This is a genomic window from Anaerostipes hominis (ex Lee et al. 2021), from assembly GCF_002270485.1.
GTDB classification, from domain to species: domain Bacteria; phylum Bacillota; class Clostridia; order Lachnospirales; family Lachnospiraceae; genus Anaerostipes; species Anaerostipes hominis.
In genome coordinates this window covers 35,663-51,667 of the sequence record NZ_NQOG01000020.1, presented here as the reverse complement: position 1 = coordinate 51,667, position 16,005 = coordinate 35,663, and the positions used below count along the sequence as shown (strand labels likewise).

12 protein-coding genes, 1 tRNA gene, 1 other RNA gene and 1 pseudogene are annotated in these 16,005 nt (G+C 45.9%); 2 read left to right on the top strand and 13 right to left on the bottom strand.

Annotation, left to right across the window (positions count from 1 at the left end; translation table 11 throughout):
* Positions 1-168: 168 nt before the first annotated feature.
* The 6 genes from CI597_RS14445 to CI597_RS14420 form a co-directional block, all read right to left on the bottom strand.
* Positions 169-606 carry an RrF2 family transcriptional regulator gene (locus CI597_RS14445; RefSeq protein WP_024727866.1) on the bottom strand — a complete coding sequence of 146 codons (438 nt, stop codon included), beginning with the start codon at positions 604-606 and terminating at the stop codon, positions 169-171.
* 333 nt (positions 607-939) lie between these two features.
* Positions 940-1,023: transfer RNA gene (locus tag CI597_RS14440), tRNA-Leu, on the bottom strand.
* A 79-nt stretch (positions 1,024-1,102) separates the two neighbouring features.
* On the bottom strand, positions 1,103-2,827 hold the full coding sequence (gene ilvB / locus CI597_RS14435; protein WP_024727867.1) for a biosynthetic-type acetolactate synthase large subunit: 1,725 nt from the start codon (positions 2,825-2,827) through the stop codon (positions 1,103-1,105).
* A 91-nt stretch (positions 2,828-2,918) separates the two neighbouring features.
* Positions 2,919-3,497 carry a TetR/AcrR family transcriptional regulator gene (locus CI597_RS14430; RefSeq protein WP_024727868.1) on the bottom strand — a complete coding sequence of 193 codons (579 nt, stop codon included), beginning with the start codon at positions 3,495-3,497 and terminating at the stop codon, positions 2,919-2,921.
* Between the two features lie 185 nt (positions 3,498-3,682).
* Positions 3,683-3,862, bottom strand: coding sequence for a (2Fe-2S)-binding protein (locus CI597_RS14425; protein WP_024727869.1), 180 nt, complete (start codon positions 3,860-3,862; stop codon positions 3,683-3,685).
* Positions 3,863-3,922: 60 nt separating this feature from the next.
* Entirely contained in the window at positions 3,923-5,062 is a 1,140-nt protein-coding gene (locus tag CI597_RS14420) for an AI-2E family transporter (protein WP_024727870.1), read from the bottom strand.
* A 156-nt stretch (positions 5,063-5,218) separates the two neighbouring features.
* Between CI597_RS14420 and CI597_RS14415 the strand changes: the two genes are divergently transcribed.
* Together CI597_RS14415 and CI597_RS14410 are read left to right on the top strand one after the other, a co-directional pair.
* The gene (locus CI597_RS14415; RefSeq protein ID WP_024727871.1) at positions 5,219-5,947 is read left to right on the top strand and encodes a LytR/AlgR family response regulator transcription factor; all 729 of its coding nucleotides are present in this window, start codon (positions 5,219-5,221) and stop codon (positions 5,945-5,947) included.
* Positions 5,948-5,966: 19 nt separating this feature from the next.
* Positions 5,967-6,710, top strand: a complete 744-nt coding sequence (locus CI597_RS14410; RefSeq protein WP_024727872.1) for a LytR/AlgR family response regulator transcription factor — start codon at positions 5,967-5,969, stop codon at positions 6,708-6,710.
* 129 nt (positions 6,711-6,839) lie between these two features.
* On the opposite strand, the pseudogene CI597_RS14405 reads toward CI597_RS14410, so the two are convergent.
* From CI597_RS14405 to gltB, 7 genes and pseudogenes are all read right to left on the bottom strand, one after another.
* Positions 6,840-7,079: pseudogene (locus tag CI597_RS14405) on the bottom strand (group II intron reverse transcriptase/maturase); the annotation flags it as partial.
* Positions 7,080-7,727: 648 nt separating this feature from the next.
* Positions 7,728-7,906: non-coding RNA, 6S RNA (ssrS, locus tag CI597_RS14400), on the bottom strand.
* Between the two features lie 69 nt (positions 7,907-7,975).
* Entirely contained in the window at positions 7,976-8,566 is a 591-nt protein-coding gene (locus CI597_RS14395; RefSeq protein WP_024727874.1) for a DUF5662 family protein, read from the bottom strand.
* Positions 8,567-8,568: 2 nt separating this feature from the next.
* Positions 8,569-9,147, bottom strand: a complete 579-nt coding sequence (locus tag CI597_RS14390) for a chromate transporter (protein WP_024727875.1) — start codon at positions 9,145-9,147, stop codon at positions 8,569-8,571.
* Positions 9,144-9,695 (bottom strand): chromate transporter, encoded by a 552-nt coding sequence (locus CI597_RS14385; protein WP_024727876.1) that lies wholly within the window; start codon positions 9,693-9,695, stop codon positions 9,144-9,146. Before CI597_RS14385 ends, CI597_RS14390 begins: the two co-directional genes overlap by 4 nt.
* A 109-nt stretch (positions 9,696-9,804) precedes the next feature.
* Complete coding sequence (locus CI597_RS14380; RefSeq protein ID WP_024727877.1) at positions 9,805-11,289, bottom strand: glutamate synthase subunit beta; 1,485 nt, start codon at positions 11,287-11,289, stop codon at positions 9,805-9,807.
* 12 nt (positions 11,290-11,301) lie between these two features.
* A complete protein-coding gene (gene gltB, locus CI597_RS14375; RefSeq protein ID WP_024727878.1) occupies positions 11,302-15,834 on the bottom strand; it encodes a glutamate synthase large subunit in 4,533 nt (1,510 codons plus the stop codon).
* Positions 15,835-16,005 lie beyond the last annotated feature (171 nt).

Below are 16,005 nucleotides of genomic sequence, written 5' to 3'. Positions count from 1 at the left end.
TATTGGCTTGAACAACCTCATTATAACGGAAAGGTGATTTTTTTGTATAACTATCACCGCGCACCCGCATAGCGGGTGGTTTCTATTTCGCACGCTTTGCGTGCTCAACAGGGTCACGACCCATAATTGAAAGGCTTCCCGAAATTCCGGGAAGCCTGCTGAATCTATCTATATTACAAAATCATTTCCGCCTTTTGAAGCGGCACGGTCCAAAATATCCTGTATCGTCACACTGCCCAGATAATCCCTCACAACTTTATCCAGTCCTTCCCATACAAAAATTGTCGGACAATCATAATAACGTTCGCACTGATTGGTCTCATCGTCCAGACACGCAACCGGGGCAATGCTACCTTCTGTAATCTCCAGTACATCTCCGATCGTATATTCCGAAGGTTTTTTAGAAAGCTGATATCCTCCTCTCGGACCTCTCAGGCTTTTTAAATATCCGCATATACTCAGCTGTCTTACGATCTGCTCCAGATATTTTATGGAAATACCCTGTCTCTTTGACACATCCTTCAGTGAAATCCATTCTCCCGTATTGTGCTGTGCCAGATCATATAATAAGCGGACCGCATATCTCCCTTTGGTTGAAATCTTCACGGGTTCCCTCCTCATTCCTACTTTTTCACTATGTTATATCACTATTGTAAAGAATCCGGCTCTTTCTGTCAAACCCCTTTAACAGGAATATAAAAAACAAACTATTTAAGCAAGGAACAAAGTGGGCAAGCCCACTTCAACGCCCCAACCCCTCCCTCACTCTTTGAGGGGCTTGACAACTTTGCGTGCCTGATGCAATTTGCCGCAGGCAAATAATTTCCTTACGCATCTGTGCACAACCCGCGGAGCGTTTTTATTTCATAGGGAAGGTCGTGAACTTTCCTATGAAATAAAAAAACAGCTGAATTTATTGGTTTCAGCTGTTCTTTACTATGCCGGCAATGGGACTCGAACCCATACGCCCGTAAGGACAACAGATTTTGAGTCTGTCTCGTCTGCCAATTCCGACACGCCGGCTTGTCTTGACGACCTTGAATATAATATCATCTCTGTCATGGAATGTCAACAAGAAAACCCAAGTTTTTCATCTCTCCCCTTATTCTCCGCCGATCATATTTTCCAGTGAATTTCCCGGAGGTACAATTGGAAGTACATTCTGTTCTCTGCCTATTATAAACTCAATAACCGTAGGGACATTCTTGCTCTCTTTGGCTTTCAGGAGAGCGCTCCGAATGTCTTTCACTTCCCGGACACGAATCCCTTCTGCCCCGTAACTCTGTGCCAAATGGACAAAATCAGGGATATAACCGGATAGACAGTGTGCAGACGCACTTTTGCATTCTTTCATACAGCTTTCTCTGCGGCAGGTACATGTGGCAGAATAACGCCTGTCATAAAACATCTCCTGCCACTGCCGGACATTGCCCAGATAACCGTTGTTGAAGATGCAGATGATAATGGGGAGTTCATAGAGCGCTGCCGTGGCAAGTTCCTGAATATTCATCTGAAATCCGCCGTCTCCGCAGATGGCTATAACATCTTTTCGGGGTACTCCTAATTTAGCACCTATGGCAGCAGGGAAACCATAGCCCATTGTTCCCATACCTCCGGAGGTGAGCATTTTTCTCTTCTCCGACAGTTTCAAAAACTGTGACGCCCACATCTGATTTTGTCCCACATCCGTTGTGATCACGGCACTGTCAAACAGATCATTGATGTATTCTATCACATTCTGTGCGCTCATTTCTCCAGATGTGCTTTTCTTTAAAGTGACCGGATGCCGCTGTTTCCACAGTTTCAGACGGCTGACCCACTCCCCGGCCGCAGACGGCTTTGCTCTTTCAAGAAGAATTCTGATCAGTTTCCCTGCATCTGCGGCAACCGATATATCTGCCGGTACATTTCGCGAGATCACATCCGGCTCGATGTCTGCATGGATAATAACTGCCTTGTCTGCAAAGCTGTCCGTTTTTCCTGTTATGCGGTCGTTAAACCGGGTGCCGATGGCAAACAGAACATCACACTCACTGGTGGCCATATTTGCAGCGAAACTTCCGTGAATACCCAGATTCCCCATATACAGCGGATGATCTGAGGGAAGGACCCCTTTCCCCATAATGGTCGTGACAACCGGTATCCCGGTCTTTTCTGCCAGACTGGCCATTTCTTTTTCCGCCCCTGCAATATGTACACCTCCTCCCAGCAAAAAAAGAGGTTTTCGGGCTGCCCTTAAAGCTTCCAGACAGCGGTCTATTACTTCCTGTGGCACAGGCACTTCAGGTTTATCGTCTGTGCACAGCGGATAAAAGTCAGAACCCATTTCCTGCTGAATGTCTTTCGGCAGATCAACGACTGCCGCTCCGGGCCTTCCTGACCGGACTGCCTGAAAGGCACTGCGGATCGCTTTCCCCAGTTCACTGCGGTCACGTACAGTCACTACATATTTACATATACTCTTCATGATCTTAATCGTATTTACTTCCTGAAAAGATTCTCTCCCGATCAGCCCTGAAGAAACCTGTCCCGTAAAACAAACAAGTGGAACACTGTCTATATTTGCAGTGGCAATGCCGGTCACAAGATTGGTCGTCCCAGGTCCGCTGGTCACAATACAGACTCCTGTTTTTCCCGAAGCCCTGGCATATCCGTCTGCCGCATGCACTAGTCCCTGTTCATGGCGCGGCGTAATGACTCTGATCTCCTTCTCATCATAAAGCTCGTTAAATAAATCAATTACCTGACCTCCCGGATACGCAAACAAAGTATCTGTTTTTTCCGCCTTTAACGCTTTCACAACCAGCTGTGCTCCTGTAATCTCCATGTAATATTCCTCCATTCACTTCATAAAGCAAGTAAATACTTGCATATTAGTTATATTTATACGGCACCGTCAAAAGACAATGCCGCCTTCTTCACTCTGCCGTAATTCCATACAGGAATGCGGCAACTGTTTTTTTAATAAAGTCTTCTCTCCCAACCTCCGTAAGCTTTTCTTCAAACGACGCATTTAAAAACGTATAACCAAAAGCGCTGGAAAAAAGCGTCATAGCCAAAATCTCAAAATCCGACCTGGGAAGCTTACCTCTCTGCGCCATCTGTTCAAAGTAAGAAATCAACGATGAGAGGAACGCCTGAGGGATTTTCATAATAAACGGCGCTGTTTCCTCATAAATCTGCGGAGCCCGCAGGCCGATGGAGAGTCTCACAAAGTCAGGGGTAATCCTCTTCATATACTCTCTCATATACATTTCCAGATCATACTGCAGCTCCCACCGGACATCCTGAAATACATCCGGCGTAAAATCCGCCCGCCACTTTTCCTGCTCGATACCGCTCATAACGATACTTTTCTTATTCTGAAACTTCCGAAACAGGGTGCATTCATTCACCCCTGCGGAATTTGCGATATCTTTTGTAGTCGTTGCCACGTAGCCTTTATCCCTTACCAGAGACATAGTCGCATCTATAATTTTTTGACCGGTCTCGTCCATATGTATCATCCCTCTCTGTAATGCAAGTATTTACTTTCATTTTAGAATCTCCCATAAAAAAAGTCAAGGCCGGAGAAGTGATATCTCATCAATTCTCCGGCCTTTTGTTATTTCATAGGAAAGTTCTACGACCTTCCCTATGAAATAAAAACGCTCCGCGGGTTGTACACAGATGCGTAAGGAAATTATTTGGATTTTAACTCTGTAAGTAATTCTTCAATATTGTCAAGACAAGCCCCGCAGATGCTTCCTGCGCCGGTTGCGTCTTTGACTGCATCCACTGTTGTGGCACCTTCTTCATAGGCATCCATAATTTCTCCCACGGTCACATCGACACATGGACAGATAATATCGTCACGGTCCATTCCTTCCACCTCCATAAATAATATAGGAGTATTATGGACCTAAATTCCGCGGAATATACACTATTTATTCTGAACTTTCTCAAGCAGCCCTTTTTTCCTCAGTCTTTCGTTGGCTGCATCCCTTAAAAGCGCATAAATAACGGAACAGGCCGGGATACTGATAAACATTCCGGCTACTCCGGCCAGATTGCCGCCGACGGTCACTGCAACTAAGACCCAGATGGCAGGAAGACCCACTGAATTTCCCACAACATGAGGATAAATAAGATTCCCTTCAATCTGCTGTACTACAACAAACATGATAACAAAAATAACCATCTTAAACGGGCTTACCATAAAAATCAGAACCGCCCCCAGAGTGCTTCCGATGAATCCTCCCAAAATAGGGATCAGCGAAGTCACGCCGATAAACATGGCGATCAGCATGGCATAAGGCAGACCGAGTATATTCATGCAGATAAAAATGATCGTGCCCAGGATTACGGCTTCCGTACACTGGCCGGACAAAAAACTTGAAAATGCCAGATTACACATGTTTCCAATGTATATGATACGGTCCGCATATGCTTCTTTCAGATAAGAGTATAGAAGTTTCTTCGTCTGAAGTACCAGCTTCTCCTTTTTCAGCAGTGCATTAACTGCAAAAACAATGCCAAGCAAAAATGTCACTACGGTCTGTACTGCCGAACTGATGACAGATACCGTGGAGCCCAGAATATTGCTGGCGCCGGACTGGAAAAATCCCATCAGTTCTGTACTGATTTTATTCCAATCTAAGTCGATCTTCATCAGATTCTGTTTGGTGAACAGAGGATTGTTGGATACATTCTGTAAAAATTCTTTGATCTCGTTCACAAATCCCGGAATGCTGGATGCCAGGCTGTAAAGTGTATTGGCAAGTTCCGGAAGAATGAGAAAACTGATCAGCGCCAGAACACTGATAATACATACGACAGCCAGGATCAGGCTCAGTGCCCGCTTTCCTTTTTTCACTTTTGAAAACAGCTTTGTTTCAAAAAATCTCATTGGCACATTGATAATAAATGCCATACATCCTCCGATAATAAACGGGAAAATCACTGAGACTAAATAGGAGAATGCCTTCAATATGTAGCTTATATTGCTGACACCCAAATAGAGAAGTACTCCAAACGCCACAAGTCCAAAGAATCCCTGTGTGTTTTTATTATAAAATTTCATATGATACTGCTCCTTTTAAAAGATATTAAATAATTATACCGAAAATAAAAACAGATATCCAGACATATTTAAAAAGATTCGGTTTCTTGTTGTGCTTCTAACTTTTTCCATGGTAAAATAGAGAAGTACAAAATGCGAAATGGAGAGTATATGCCAATGAACATTTACACTTTTAACAATAATCGGAACTCCTCCGAAGATCATATAAAAACATTGAAAGACATTGCTTCAGAGCACCACTTTAACATCCATATATTTAAATACACCAATAAAGACGAATTATTATTTGATCTGTCATCTCATCCGGAACGGGCAGATATTATTTTCCTGAGAATATCAAAAAGCAAAGACGATGAGATTGTCGGTCTTGAAGCGGCCAAAAGTCTCCGCAAGCTTTGCTGTCATGCCCTGCTTATTTTTATCTCTGCCAATAAACAGCTTGCTGCAAATACTTTCCCTACGTTTCCTTTTTACTTTTTCTATCTCAAATATCTGACTCTGGAACAATTCAAACCTGTATATTTAAAAGCTCTTTCACTGGCCGAAAGGAGGCGGAACAACCTGTTCCAGTGCGGCAGCGGCGCGCATGAACATTACATACCTCTGGGTGATATTTACTACTTTGAAATCTTTCAGAGGATTACAACTGTATACCACAGCAACACCAGCTTTTCGTTTTATATGTCCATGTCCAGGCTGGAAAAAGAATTAACACCGAAAGGATTTCTGCGCATTCACAGATCCTTTCTCATCAACATGCGCCATATTGACCAGATTACTGACCGCACGGTACGGCTGACGAATGGATTTACTCTGCCCATAGGAACCACCTATTTAAGTCAGGTACGAAAAATGTTGTCACAGCTTAAAATCTACACCCTATAAGAATTAAGAAGGTGATATTATGTTTTCAATCTGCTTTTGTGATGATACTCCCGCAACACTGCATAAGTACATAGAACTTTTTGAGTTGATCGCCGAGAGACATCAGATCCCTGTCAGTATTCGGGCATTTTCTTCGGGTGAGGAGTTTCTTGTTTACTTAGAGAACCCAAACCACTTTTTTGATCTTTATTTTGTTGAAGCCGGACTGAAAGACATAAGCGGGATTGACACGGTTCTCCGTATCCACGAGTATGATCCGTGGGGACTCGTGATCTTTCTCGGAGTCCGCGCGGAATGTGCCAGTGACTGCTTTGCCGCTTACCCTTTCAATTACATCATCAAGTCAAAGCTGAACTTTATCAGGGGCGAATCTGTCTTTCTCAATGCTTACTCGGTTTTCAAGCAAAAAAAGAAGCCGTATATCGTCTGTAAAAACCGGACCACGTTCCAGTGCATTCAGCTTTCCGATATTTCTCATTTTGAGACTCTCGGACGCCTCGTGGTTGTACATTTTAAAGACCGGAGTTTTGAATTCTATTCCAAACTCAATATCATAGAACAGTCTGTTAAAAACAAAGGTTTTATCCGTGTCCACCGTTCTTACATCGTAAACCTCTCCTATATTTTAGATGCGGATAAGGAAAATATCTTCCTGACAGGCCACGAAACTCCCGTCCCCATCGGCCAGATTTATCTTGACCATGTTCGCAGGGAGACTTATCCGTTTTTTTCCATCAATTCTTCCAGTCTGTCTGTCAAATAAAACAAGGACTTTTGCACCCTTATCTTAACAATGTACAAAAGTCCTGTTTATATGATGACGCCCTGTTTTAAGTCTTATGATCATCAATATTGCCGCCTGCGCGGATCACGATATGTCAGGACTCTCTGCATTGAGCTTCTTCACCTTATAGGAATTGCTTACTCCCCAACTACGGCAAGTCAGTTTCTTCATGCTCGCCTTGAACTTTGCTATCGATTTTGCGTGTGGTTTTGCCTTGAATTGATGTGCCCTGCTGTCAAAGCAGAACCCAAAGCCGAGGTATTTAAGCCCTAGTTTCTCTTCAATAAACTTTGTGAGATTTCTCATTACTCGCTTTGCCGACATTTCACTTCCTACCATAACAATACAGTAAGTAGACCCAGGGAACCTCCCCCTAAGTCCCTCTCAGAACTGTACGTGAACCTCTCAGCTCATACAGCTCCCATTATCCGGCCGATGGCAGTATTCCAAACTTCCAGTGCGCAAACAGATTCCCGTCTCGCTTGAATTGACCACCCTTTCCCCGATTGGTTACGGCAGATGTTGTCTCTTCTGCAATCCAGACTCTACTAAAACTGATTGACTGTTCACCCCTTCGCTCCATTTCCGTTACAGAAACTTCTTCACTACTATGGGCTCTGCTGACTTCTCACAGTTCGTTGTTATTAGGCTAATGAAACCTCTGTGAGACCTCCATGCTTAAGGTGCATGCTCTTTCCCTCCATATATCCGCCGCATTTACTTTACTCCTACAAATGTGATAGTTATTAGACTTTGTTGCTTTGAGCCAACTTATCTCTCAGAGTCCAGCCTTATATGCGATTTCTGTCCGTCGAACCGGAGGTTTGCTTTCAGCTTCCTTCAGATTCCATCTCACGATGGACACCCTTGCTGTTCGGCTATACATTTCCCACTACCCGGGCATGTTCGGGACTTTCACCCGTTAGAGTGCGCCCATGGCGCGCAAACTCAAAAGAGACTGCCGGCTCAGCCTGCAGTCTCTTTAACTTATCTTTTGTTATGCCCAAGATGCCGTTCCCCGCAATTTTGACTCCTAGCCACAGCTAGGTGGGTTTCCTCATCCTGCCTTCTACCTTCCACCGTGTTGTGGCTTGATATCCAGCCGGATATTCGGAATCCCGTTCAAATAGTTGTAGGTTCAAAATAGCAGGCGTTATCGAACACCCCAGGCCGTTTATTCCGTTTCTTTACAAGTTATTATACATGAAGTATGTGAGAGTTTCAAGAAGTACATACATGAAATTCTAGCCAATCGGCACCGGGCCTGTTTTCTCAAAAGGAGAAATGCGGTCATAGCCGCTGATGTCCTCTTTCAAGTCTCTTTTCAAATAGCGAAATGTCTCCTTCTCTCCTTTTTCAGCATACATTGTCAACAGCATCATCAGATAATCTTTGGAAGCCTCATGCATGATCAATGCCCCGATTCCGTTATTAAAATACTCCAGAGGACTCTCTTTCGTAAAATCATTCTTTTTGTAGATTTTCCCGGCGCTGATTCTGTCCACTAACATTTCCGCCATATATTTTTTCGGAATTTTCATTCCTACCAGGCCCTTAGCGTCAGGATTCAGGCTGTAATCGATCCAATACTCAAAATGATGCCTGTTCCTCCCTTTATGGTGCAGCCATGCCCTGGATATCCCATATTTTCTTCTTTCGATGTTGTTAGGGCTTTGATTTCCCTGGTAGTATTTCGCCCCCGGAATAAATTCCGTCGGAGAATACTTTGACATATCGTGCATGATACCCTGGTAGTAAAGTCCCACCTTAAAACAGCCTTTGGCCACAAGGATTTTATGTTTTGTAATTGTCTTAAAGTGTCCTAAAATATGCATAATCAAGCTCCCAGCACGGCAATCCCGATACATCCCGACAACACGATCAGGAAAATCGGATGTATGGATTTCCCACGTTTCTCTGCTACTTTATTTATCATATATAATATAACAAAAAGAATCACAGATTTAAAGTCAATGGAAGAAACTATTTTATGAAGATCCAGTTCACCATCTTTTAAAAACGCCACCTGAAACACAGACAGAGTCGCCGCGCAGATTAATCCGGCCACCACCGGACGGATGCCGTAAAATCCTGCCTCCACAAGACGGTTGTTTTTAAAACTTTCCAGCACTCTGGCAACGAGGATGATAATGACCACCGACGGCAGCACAAGGCCGAATGTGGCGATCAGGCTTCCGGGGATACCTGCGATATGAAATCCCGAATAAGTCGACATGTTGACGCCGATGGCTCCCGGCGTAGACTCGGAAATTGCCAGCATATTTACAATATCTGCGTGGGTAAACCAGTGAAAACGGTCCGCCATGCTGTAAAGGAACGGAAGTGTGGCAAGCCCGCCCCCAAGCGCAAAGAGTCCGGTCTTAAAAAATTCAATGAACAGCTTTAGAAGGATCATTTTCTATCTCCTCCTCTCCGCACTTTCCCGCAGAGCAAAAGTCCTAAAACAGCGCCGATGATTACATAAATCACAGGATTACTCATGAAAAATACCATGCCGAAAAATGTGGCCGCAAATATCATACCCGTCAGCCAGTCCACGACTCCGCCTTTTACCATCTTCTTGATACTGTTGATCATCAGAACACAGACACAGACCCGAATGCCCCAAAATGCACTCTGCACCGCTTTTAGGTCACTGAAATTGGTCATAAAAGCTGCGATGAGCATGATAATAATCAATGATGGGGCTGTAAACCCTAATGTCGCCGTGATACCTCCTCTGATACCCTTCAGTTTGTATCCAATAAACGTGGAGGTATTGACAGCGATGACTCCGGGCGTACACTGTCCTACCGCAAAATAATCCATGACTTCTTCACTCGTCGCCCAGCCTTTATTTTGAACAACCTCCCGTTCGATCATCGGGAGCATGGCGTAGCCTCCGCCGAATGTAAATGCACCCATTTTAAAAAAGGTTAAAAACAGTTCTTTATATTCTTTCAACTCGCTGATCCGTCCTTCCCATTAAGTTTTCTTTTTATTATACGGAAAAAATGCGAAAAAAACCAGAGACAAAACCAAACTGGCTTCGTCTCCGGAAATGTAAAACATATTACAGGTTTGTATATCCCATCATCTGAAGGTCGACTTCTCTCGCCGCTTCCCGTCCTTCGCGGATTGCCCACACGACCAGTGACTGGCCCCGGTGCATATCTCCCGCGGTAAATACATTTTTAACATTGGTGCAAAAAGAGTCCGGCTCTGTGGCTACATTGGTACGTTCATTGAGTTTTACGCCGAATGCGTCGGTCACATAGGATTCACTTCCGAGGAACCCGGCAGCGATCAGCACAAGATCCACCGAAATTTCTTTCTCTGTTCCAGGGACCTCCGCCATTGTCATCCGACCGGTTTTCTCATCCTTTTTACTTTCAAGCTTTACGATAACGGCTTTCGATACATCACCCTTTTTGTTTTTCTTAAATTCTTTCACTGTTGTCTGATAAGTTCTCGGATCATGGCCGAATAAAGCGATGGCTTCCTCCTGACCGTAGTCTGTCTTGCAGACTCTCGGCCACTCCGGCCACGGATTGTTCTCTGTGCGCTCATCCGGGAGTTTCGGCATCATCTCCAGCTGGATGACACTCTTGGCCCCGTGGCGGATGGATGTTCCCACACAGTCATTTCCCGTGTCGCCGCCTCCGATGACCATGACGTTCTTCCCTTTGGCACTGATGTAAGTGTTGTCTTTCAGTCCGCTGTCCAGCAGTGCTTTCGTGGTGGATTTCAGGAAGTCTACGGCGAAATAAATGCCTTTGGCATCCCTTCCCGGAACTTCGATGTCTCTCGGATGGGAGGAACCGCATGCCAGGATAATGCTGTCGTATTCTTTTTTCAGCTGTTCCGCCTTGACATCCTTTCCCACATCCGTATTCGTCTTAAATATAATGCCTTCTTCCTCCATGATTTTGATCTTCCGGTCCACGATCTGCTTTTCCAGCTTCATATTTGGAATACCGTACATCATCAGTCCGCCGACCCTGTCTGAACGTTCATAGACCGTAACCTGATGTCCTCTCTTGTTCAGCGAATTGGCCGCCGAAAGCCCGGCGGGTCCGGAACCGATTACAGCAACCTTTTTCCCGGTCCTGCTCTTTGGCAGTTTTGCATCCGCAAGTCCGTTGGCATAGCCGTATTCAATAATGCTCAGCTCATTCTGCTTGGAGCAGACTGGCTCCCCGTTGAGGCCGCAGGTACAGGCCGCCTCACAGAGAGCAGGACAGACCCTGCCTGTAAACTCCGGAAACGGATTGGTCTTCTTAAGCCTCTCAAATGCCTGTTCCCAGTTTCCTGTATAAATCAGGTCGTTCCACTCCGGCACCAGATTATTCAGCGGACACCCGGACGCCATGCCGCCAAGCATCAGTCCTGACTGACAGAACGGTACACCGCAGTCCATGCATCTGGCTCCCTGTCTCTGCTGCTCTTCAGTCGGGAGAGGAATGTGGAATTCATTATAATGTTTGATTCTCTCTCTGGGCTCCTCCGCCCTCGCGTCTTTTCTCTCGTAATCTATAAATCCAGTTGGTTTTCCCATTCGTCTGTCCTCCTACTTAGCGTTCTCATAAAATGCTTCGATCTGCGCCTGCTCACTGCTGAGTCCCCGCTCTTCCATCTGTACGATCAGATTCAGCATCCGTTTATAGTCTACCGGCATGATCTTTTTAAACTTCGGCAGGAATTCTTCAAAGTTTCTGAGGATCTTCTTTCCTTTTTCGGAATTGGTATAAGCCACATGTTCTTTCAGCATTTCTTTGACTTCAAGCACATCGTATTTGGAGGTGATATTTTCGATGGTCACCATCTCCTTGTTGACATTCATATAAAGGGAACTGTCCTCATCTAAGACATAGGCGATACCACCGCTCATGCCTGCCGCAAAATTCTTTCCTGTCTCACCCAGGACTAAGACACGGCCTCCGGTCATATATTCACATCCGTGATCACCCACGCCTTCCACTACGGCAGCAGCCCCGGAATTTCTGACACAGAACCGCTCTCCCGCGACTCCATTGATAAATGCTTTGCCGCTGGTAGCCCCGTAGAGGGCCACATTTCCGACAATGATGTTTTCTTCCGGTTTAAACTTGACGCCGGCCGGCGGATATACCACCAGCTTTCCTCCGGACAGCCCTTTTCCAAAGTAGTCGTTGCTGTCCCCGACAAGTTCCAGTGTGAGGCCTTTCGGGATAAATGCCCCGAAGCTCTGTCCGCCCGCACCACTGCATTTTACCGTGTACATGTCGTCAGGCAGCGTGTTTTCTCCCCATCGCCTGGTGATCTCGGACCCGAAGATCGTACCAAACGTACGGTCGATGTTTGTGACATCCAGTTCGATGCTCTTTCTCTGTTTTTTCTCAAGTGCGGGTTTCAGTTTTTTCAGAAGAACCGTCTCGTCCGCCACTTTATCCAGCTTAAAATCATAGACTTTCTTATGGGTGTAATCAATCTTTTCTGCCTTGGCATAGGAAGTATCCAGGATTCTTGACAGATCAATGTGTCTGTCTTGTGTCTCTTTTGTCGGCTTTAACAAATCTGTGCGTCCAACCAGCTCATCGATGGTGGCCACGCCCAGTTTCGCCATATATTCTCTCAGCTCCTGTGCTATAAACCGCATGAAATTGACCACATATTCCGGTTTACCGGCAAACCGCTTACGGAGCTCCGGATTCTGTGTCGCAACACCCACAGGGCAGGTATCCAGATTGCAGACACGCATCATTACGCATCCCAGCGTCACAAGCGGCGCCGTTGCGAACCCAAACTCTTCTGCCCCAAGCATGGCGGCGATGGCCACATCCCTTCCGCTCATAAGCTTTCCATCTGTTTCCAGTACAACCTTGTTCCTTAAATTGTTCATGATCAGGTTCTGGTGCGCCTCAGCAAGCCCCAGCTCCCACGGAAGCCCGGCGTTGTAAATAGAGTTTCTCGGTGCGGCTCCCGTACCTCCGTCATAACCGGAGATCAGAATAACCTGGGCCCCGGCCTTTGCGACACCAGATGCGACCGTACCGACTCCCGCTTCGGAAACAAGCTTCACGGAAATCCTTGCATCTCTGTTGGCATTTTTGCAGTCATAGATCAGCTGTGCCAAGTCCTCGATAGAATAAATATCGTGATGCGGCGGAGGTGAAATCAGCCCCACTCCCGCCGTTGAATGACGGGTCTTTGCAATCCACGGGTAAACCTTCTTTCCGGGGAGGTGCCCCCCTTCTCCCGGTTTTGCTCCCTGGGCCATCTTGATCTGGATTTCCTTCGCACTTACAAGGTACTCGCTGGTCACTCCGAACCTTCCGGATGCCACCTGTTTGATGGCAGAACAGCGGTTCTTTCCGTCTCTTCCCACAGCCAGCCGTTCCGGGCGTTCACCACCCTCTCCGCTGTTGGACTTGCCGCCCAGCATATTCATGGCGATAGCCAGTGTCTCATGGGCCTCTCCTGAGATAGAACCGTAAGACATGGCTCCTGTCTTAAATCTCTTTACAATGGAATCCACACTCTCAACCTTATCCATAGGTATTCCCTTTGAGGGATAGTTAAACTCCATCAGGCCTCTTAAATTTCCGGGCTCTAATTCCTCATCGATCATGTGGGTATACTTTTTAAAGGTCTCGTAATTTCCTGTTCTCGCCGCCATCTGGAGCGTGTGGATCGTCTGCGGATTATAAAGATGCTGTTCCTTTCCGCTTCTGAATTTATGGCTGCCTGTGCTCTCCAGCATCAGGTCATTTTCCAGTCCCAGCGGGTCAAATGCAGATGAATGTCTGATGTCTACATCTTCTTCGATATCCTTTAGGGTGATTCCTTCCACGCGGCTGACTGTATTGGTAAAATACTTATCAATCACTTTAGAGTCAATGCCGATGGCCTCAAAAATCTGAGATCCCTGATAAGACTGGATCGTGGAGATCCCCATCTTGGATGCAATCTTTACGATTCCGTGAAGGACTGCGTTTGTATAGTCTTCCACAGCCGCATAATAATCCTTGTGAAGCAGGTCATCGTCGATCAGCTTCCGGATGGCCTGCAGTGCCAGATATGGATTCACCGCACAAGCTCCATATCCGAGCAGCGTGGCAAAATGATGAACCTCTCTCGGCTCTCCGCTCTCAAGGATCAGAGCCACGGAAGTCCGTTTTTTTGTCTTGATCAGATGCTGGTGCATGGCAGATACAGCAAGCAGGGATGGGATCGCCACATGGTTTTCATCTACTCCCCTGTCAGACAGGATAATGATATTTGCTCCGTCCCTGTAAGCACGGTCTGCCTCAACAAACAAGCGGTCCAGAGCCTTCTCCAGGGATGTATTTTTATAATAAACGATCGGAAGCTCCGCTACCTGAAAGCCTTCTCTCTTCATATATTTGATCTTCAGCAGATCTGTGTCCGTAAGAATTGGATTGTGGACTTTCAGCACCTGGCAGTTATCCGGTTTCTCTTCCAGGATATTTCCGTCTTTTCCGACATAAATAGTGGTGGAAGTCACAAGTTCTTCTCTGATCGCGTCGATCGGCGGATTGGTTACCTGTGCAAACAGCTGTTTAAAATAGTTAAACAGAGGCTGATGCTTCTTTGAGAGAACCGCCAGCGGAGAATCCGTACCCATGGCCGCGATAGCCTCTGAGCCGCTTAACGCCATAGGCTGAATGGCAGTTTTTACTTCCTCATAAGAATATCCGAATGCCTTTAAAAGTTTTTCTCTCTGCTCTGTCTCATAAGACGGCACCGGAAGATTTGGGATCTTTAAATCCTTGAGTTCTGTGAGGTTACTGTCAAGCCATTCTCCGTACGGCTCTTTTCCCGCATAAGATTCCTTAACCACATCATCATCGATGACTTCGCCCCTGACCGTATCCACCAGGAGCATCTTTCCGGGACGAAGCCGTTCTTTCACGAGGATCTTGGTAGGGTCGATATCCAGGACTCCGATCTCAGAAGATAAGATCAGCTGATCATCATCTGTGATGTAGTATCTGGAAGGGCGCAGGCCGTTTCGGTCGAGCACGGCTCCTACCTGGTCACCGTCGGTGAACAGAATGGAGGCCGGTCCGTCCCACGGCTCCATCATCGTCGCATAATACTGGTAAAAATCCCTTTTCTTCTGGCTGATGACTTTATTGTTTTCCCAAGGTTCCGGTATCGTGATCATGATCGCGTGCGGCAGGGCCATTCCGCTCATCACAAGGAATTCCAGGGTATTATCAAGCCGTGCGGAGTCGGACCCGTTTGGATTGACCACCGGGATTACCTTATGCATCTGGCCCTTCAGGAACTTAGACTCCATATTTTCCTCTCTGGCCAGCATCTTATCTGCATTTCCGCGGATCGTATTGATCTCACCGTTATGTACGATGAACCGGTACGGATGCGCTTTCTCCCAGCTCGGAGTCGTGTTCGTACTGAAACGTGAATGAACGAGGGCGATTGCAGATTCATAGCCCGGGTCCTGAAGGTCTTTAAAAAATGTTCTGAGCTGTCCCACAAGGAACATTCCCTTATATACGATAGTCCTGCTGGACAGGGAAATCACAAAGGTCTCTTCATTACTCTGTTCAAATACTTTCCGGACAATGTACAGCCTGCGGTCAAACTCTAATCCTTTCTCCACATCCTCCGGCTTTTCGATAAATGCCTGGAGAATCTTCGGCATACATTCAATGGCTTTTTTGCCCAAAACCGTGCTGTCGGTCGGCACTTCTCTCCATCCGAGGAACTTCATGCCTTCCTTTTCCACGATGATCTCAAACATCTTTTTGGCCTGCTGTACTTTCAGTTCATCATTGGGAAAAAAGAACATTCCAACTCCATATTCCCTCTCTCCTCCGATTCCGATGCCGGACTCTTTACATGCCTTTTCAAAAAACTTATGGGAAATCTGGAGCATAATGCCGACACCATCTCCGGTCTCCCCTGCCGCATCTTTTCCGGCCCGGTGTTCCAGTGTCTCAACAATCTTTAATGCATTGTCGACTGTAGTATGACTTTTGATTCCCTTGATATTGACACAGGCACCGATCCCGCAGTTGTCATGCTCAAAGCTGGAATCGTATAACCCGGGTGTGTTGTCTCTTTTGATCGTCATAAATCTCTTCCTTTCATTCAGCAGTTTCGAAATGTTATTTTTTGTAGAATTTCTTTGTTGGAATCTATCATACAAAAATATATCTAACTTGTAAAGCATTTTTTTCTTAAGTTTTCTGATTATTTGAAAATTTAAATTACAATCTATAATTATCAGATTATTCTACAAAAT

Bases quoted from the DNA above. Each gene is read 5' to 3' on its own strand.
- CI597_RS14395 (WP_024727874.1), bottom strand. From the start codon at position 8,566: ATGCATATTTTAGGACACTTTAAGACAATTACAAAACATAAAATCCTT.
- CI597_RS14430 (WP_024727868.1), bottom strand. From the start codon at position 3,497: ATGGACGAGACCGGTCAAAAAATTATAGATGCGACTATGTCTCTGGTA.
- CI597_RS14380 (WP_024727877.1), bottom strand. From the start codon at position 11,289: ATGGGAAAACCAACTGGATTTATAGATTACGAGAGAAAAGACGCGAGG.
- ilvB (WP_024727867.1), bottom strand. From the start codon at position 2,827: ATGGAGATTACAGGAGCACAGCTGGTTGTGAAAGCGTTAAAGGCGGAA.
- gltB (WP_024727878.1), bottom strand. From the start codon at position 15,834: ATGACGATCAAAAGAGACAACACACCCGGGTTATACGATTCCAGCTTT.
- CI597_RS14420 (WP_024727870.1), bottom strand. From the start codon at position 5,062: ATGAAATTTTATAATAAAAACACACAGGGATTCTTTGGACTTGTGGCG.
- CI597_RS14415 (WP_024727871.1), top strand. From the start codon at position 5,219: ATGAACATTTACACTTTTAACAATAATCGGAACTCCTCCGAAGATCAT.
- CI597_RS14390 (WP_024727875.1), bottom strand. From the start codon at position 9,147: ATGATCCTTCTAAAGCTGTTCATTGAATTTTTTAAGACCGGACTCTTT.
- CI597_RS14425 (WP_024727869.1), bottom strand. From the start codon at position 3,862: ATGGACCGTGACGATATTATCTGTCCATGTGTCGATGTGACCGTGGGA.
- CI597_RS14410 (WP_024727872.1), top strand. From the start codon at position 5,967: ATGTTTTCAATCTGCTTTTGTGATGATACTCCCGCAACACTGCATAAG.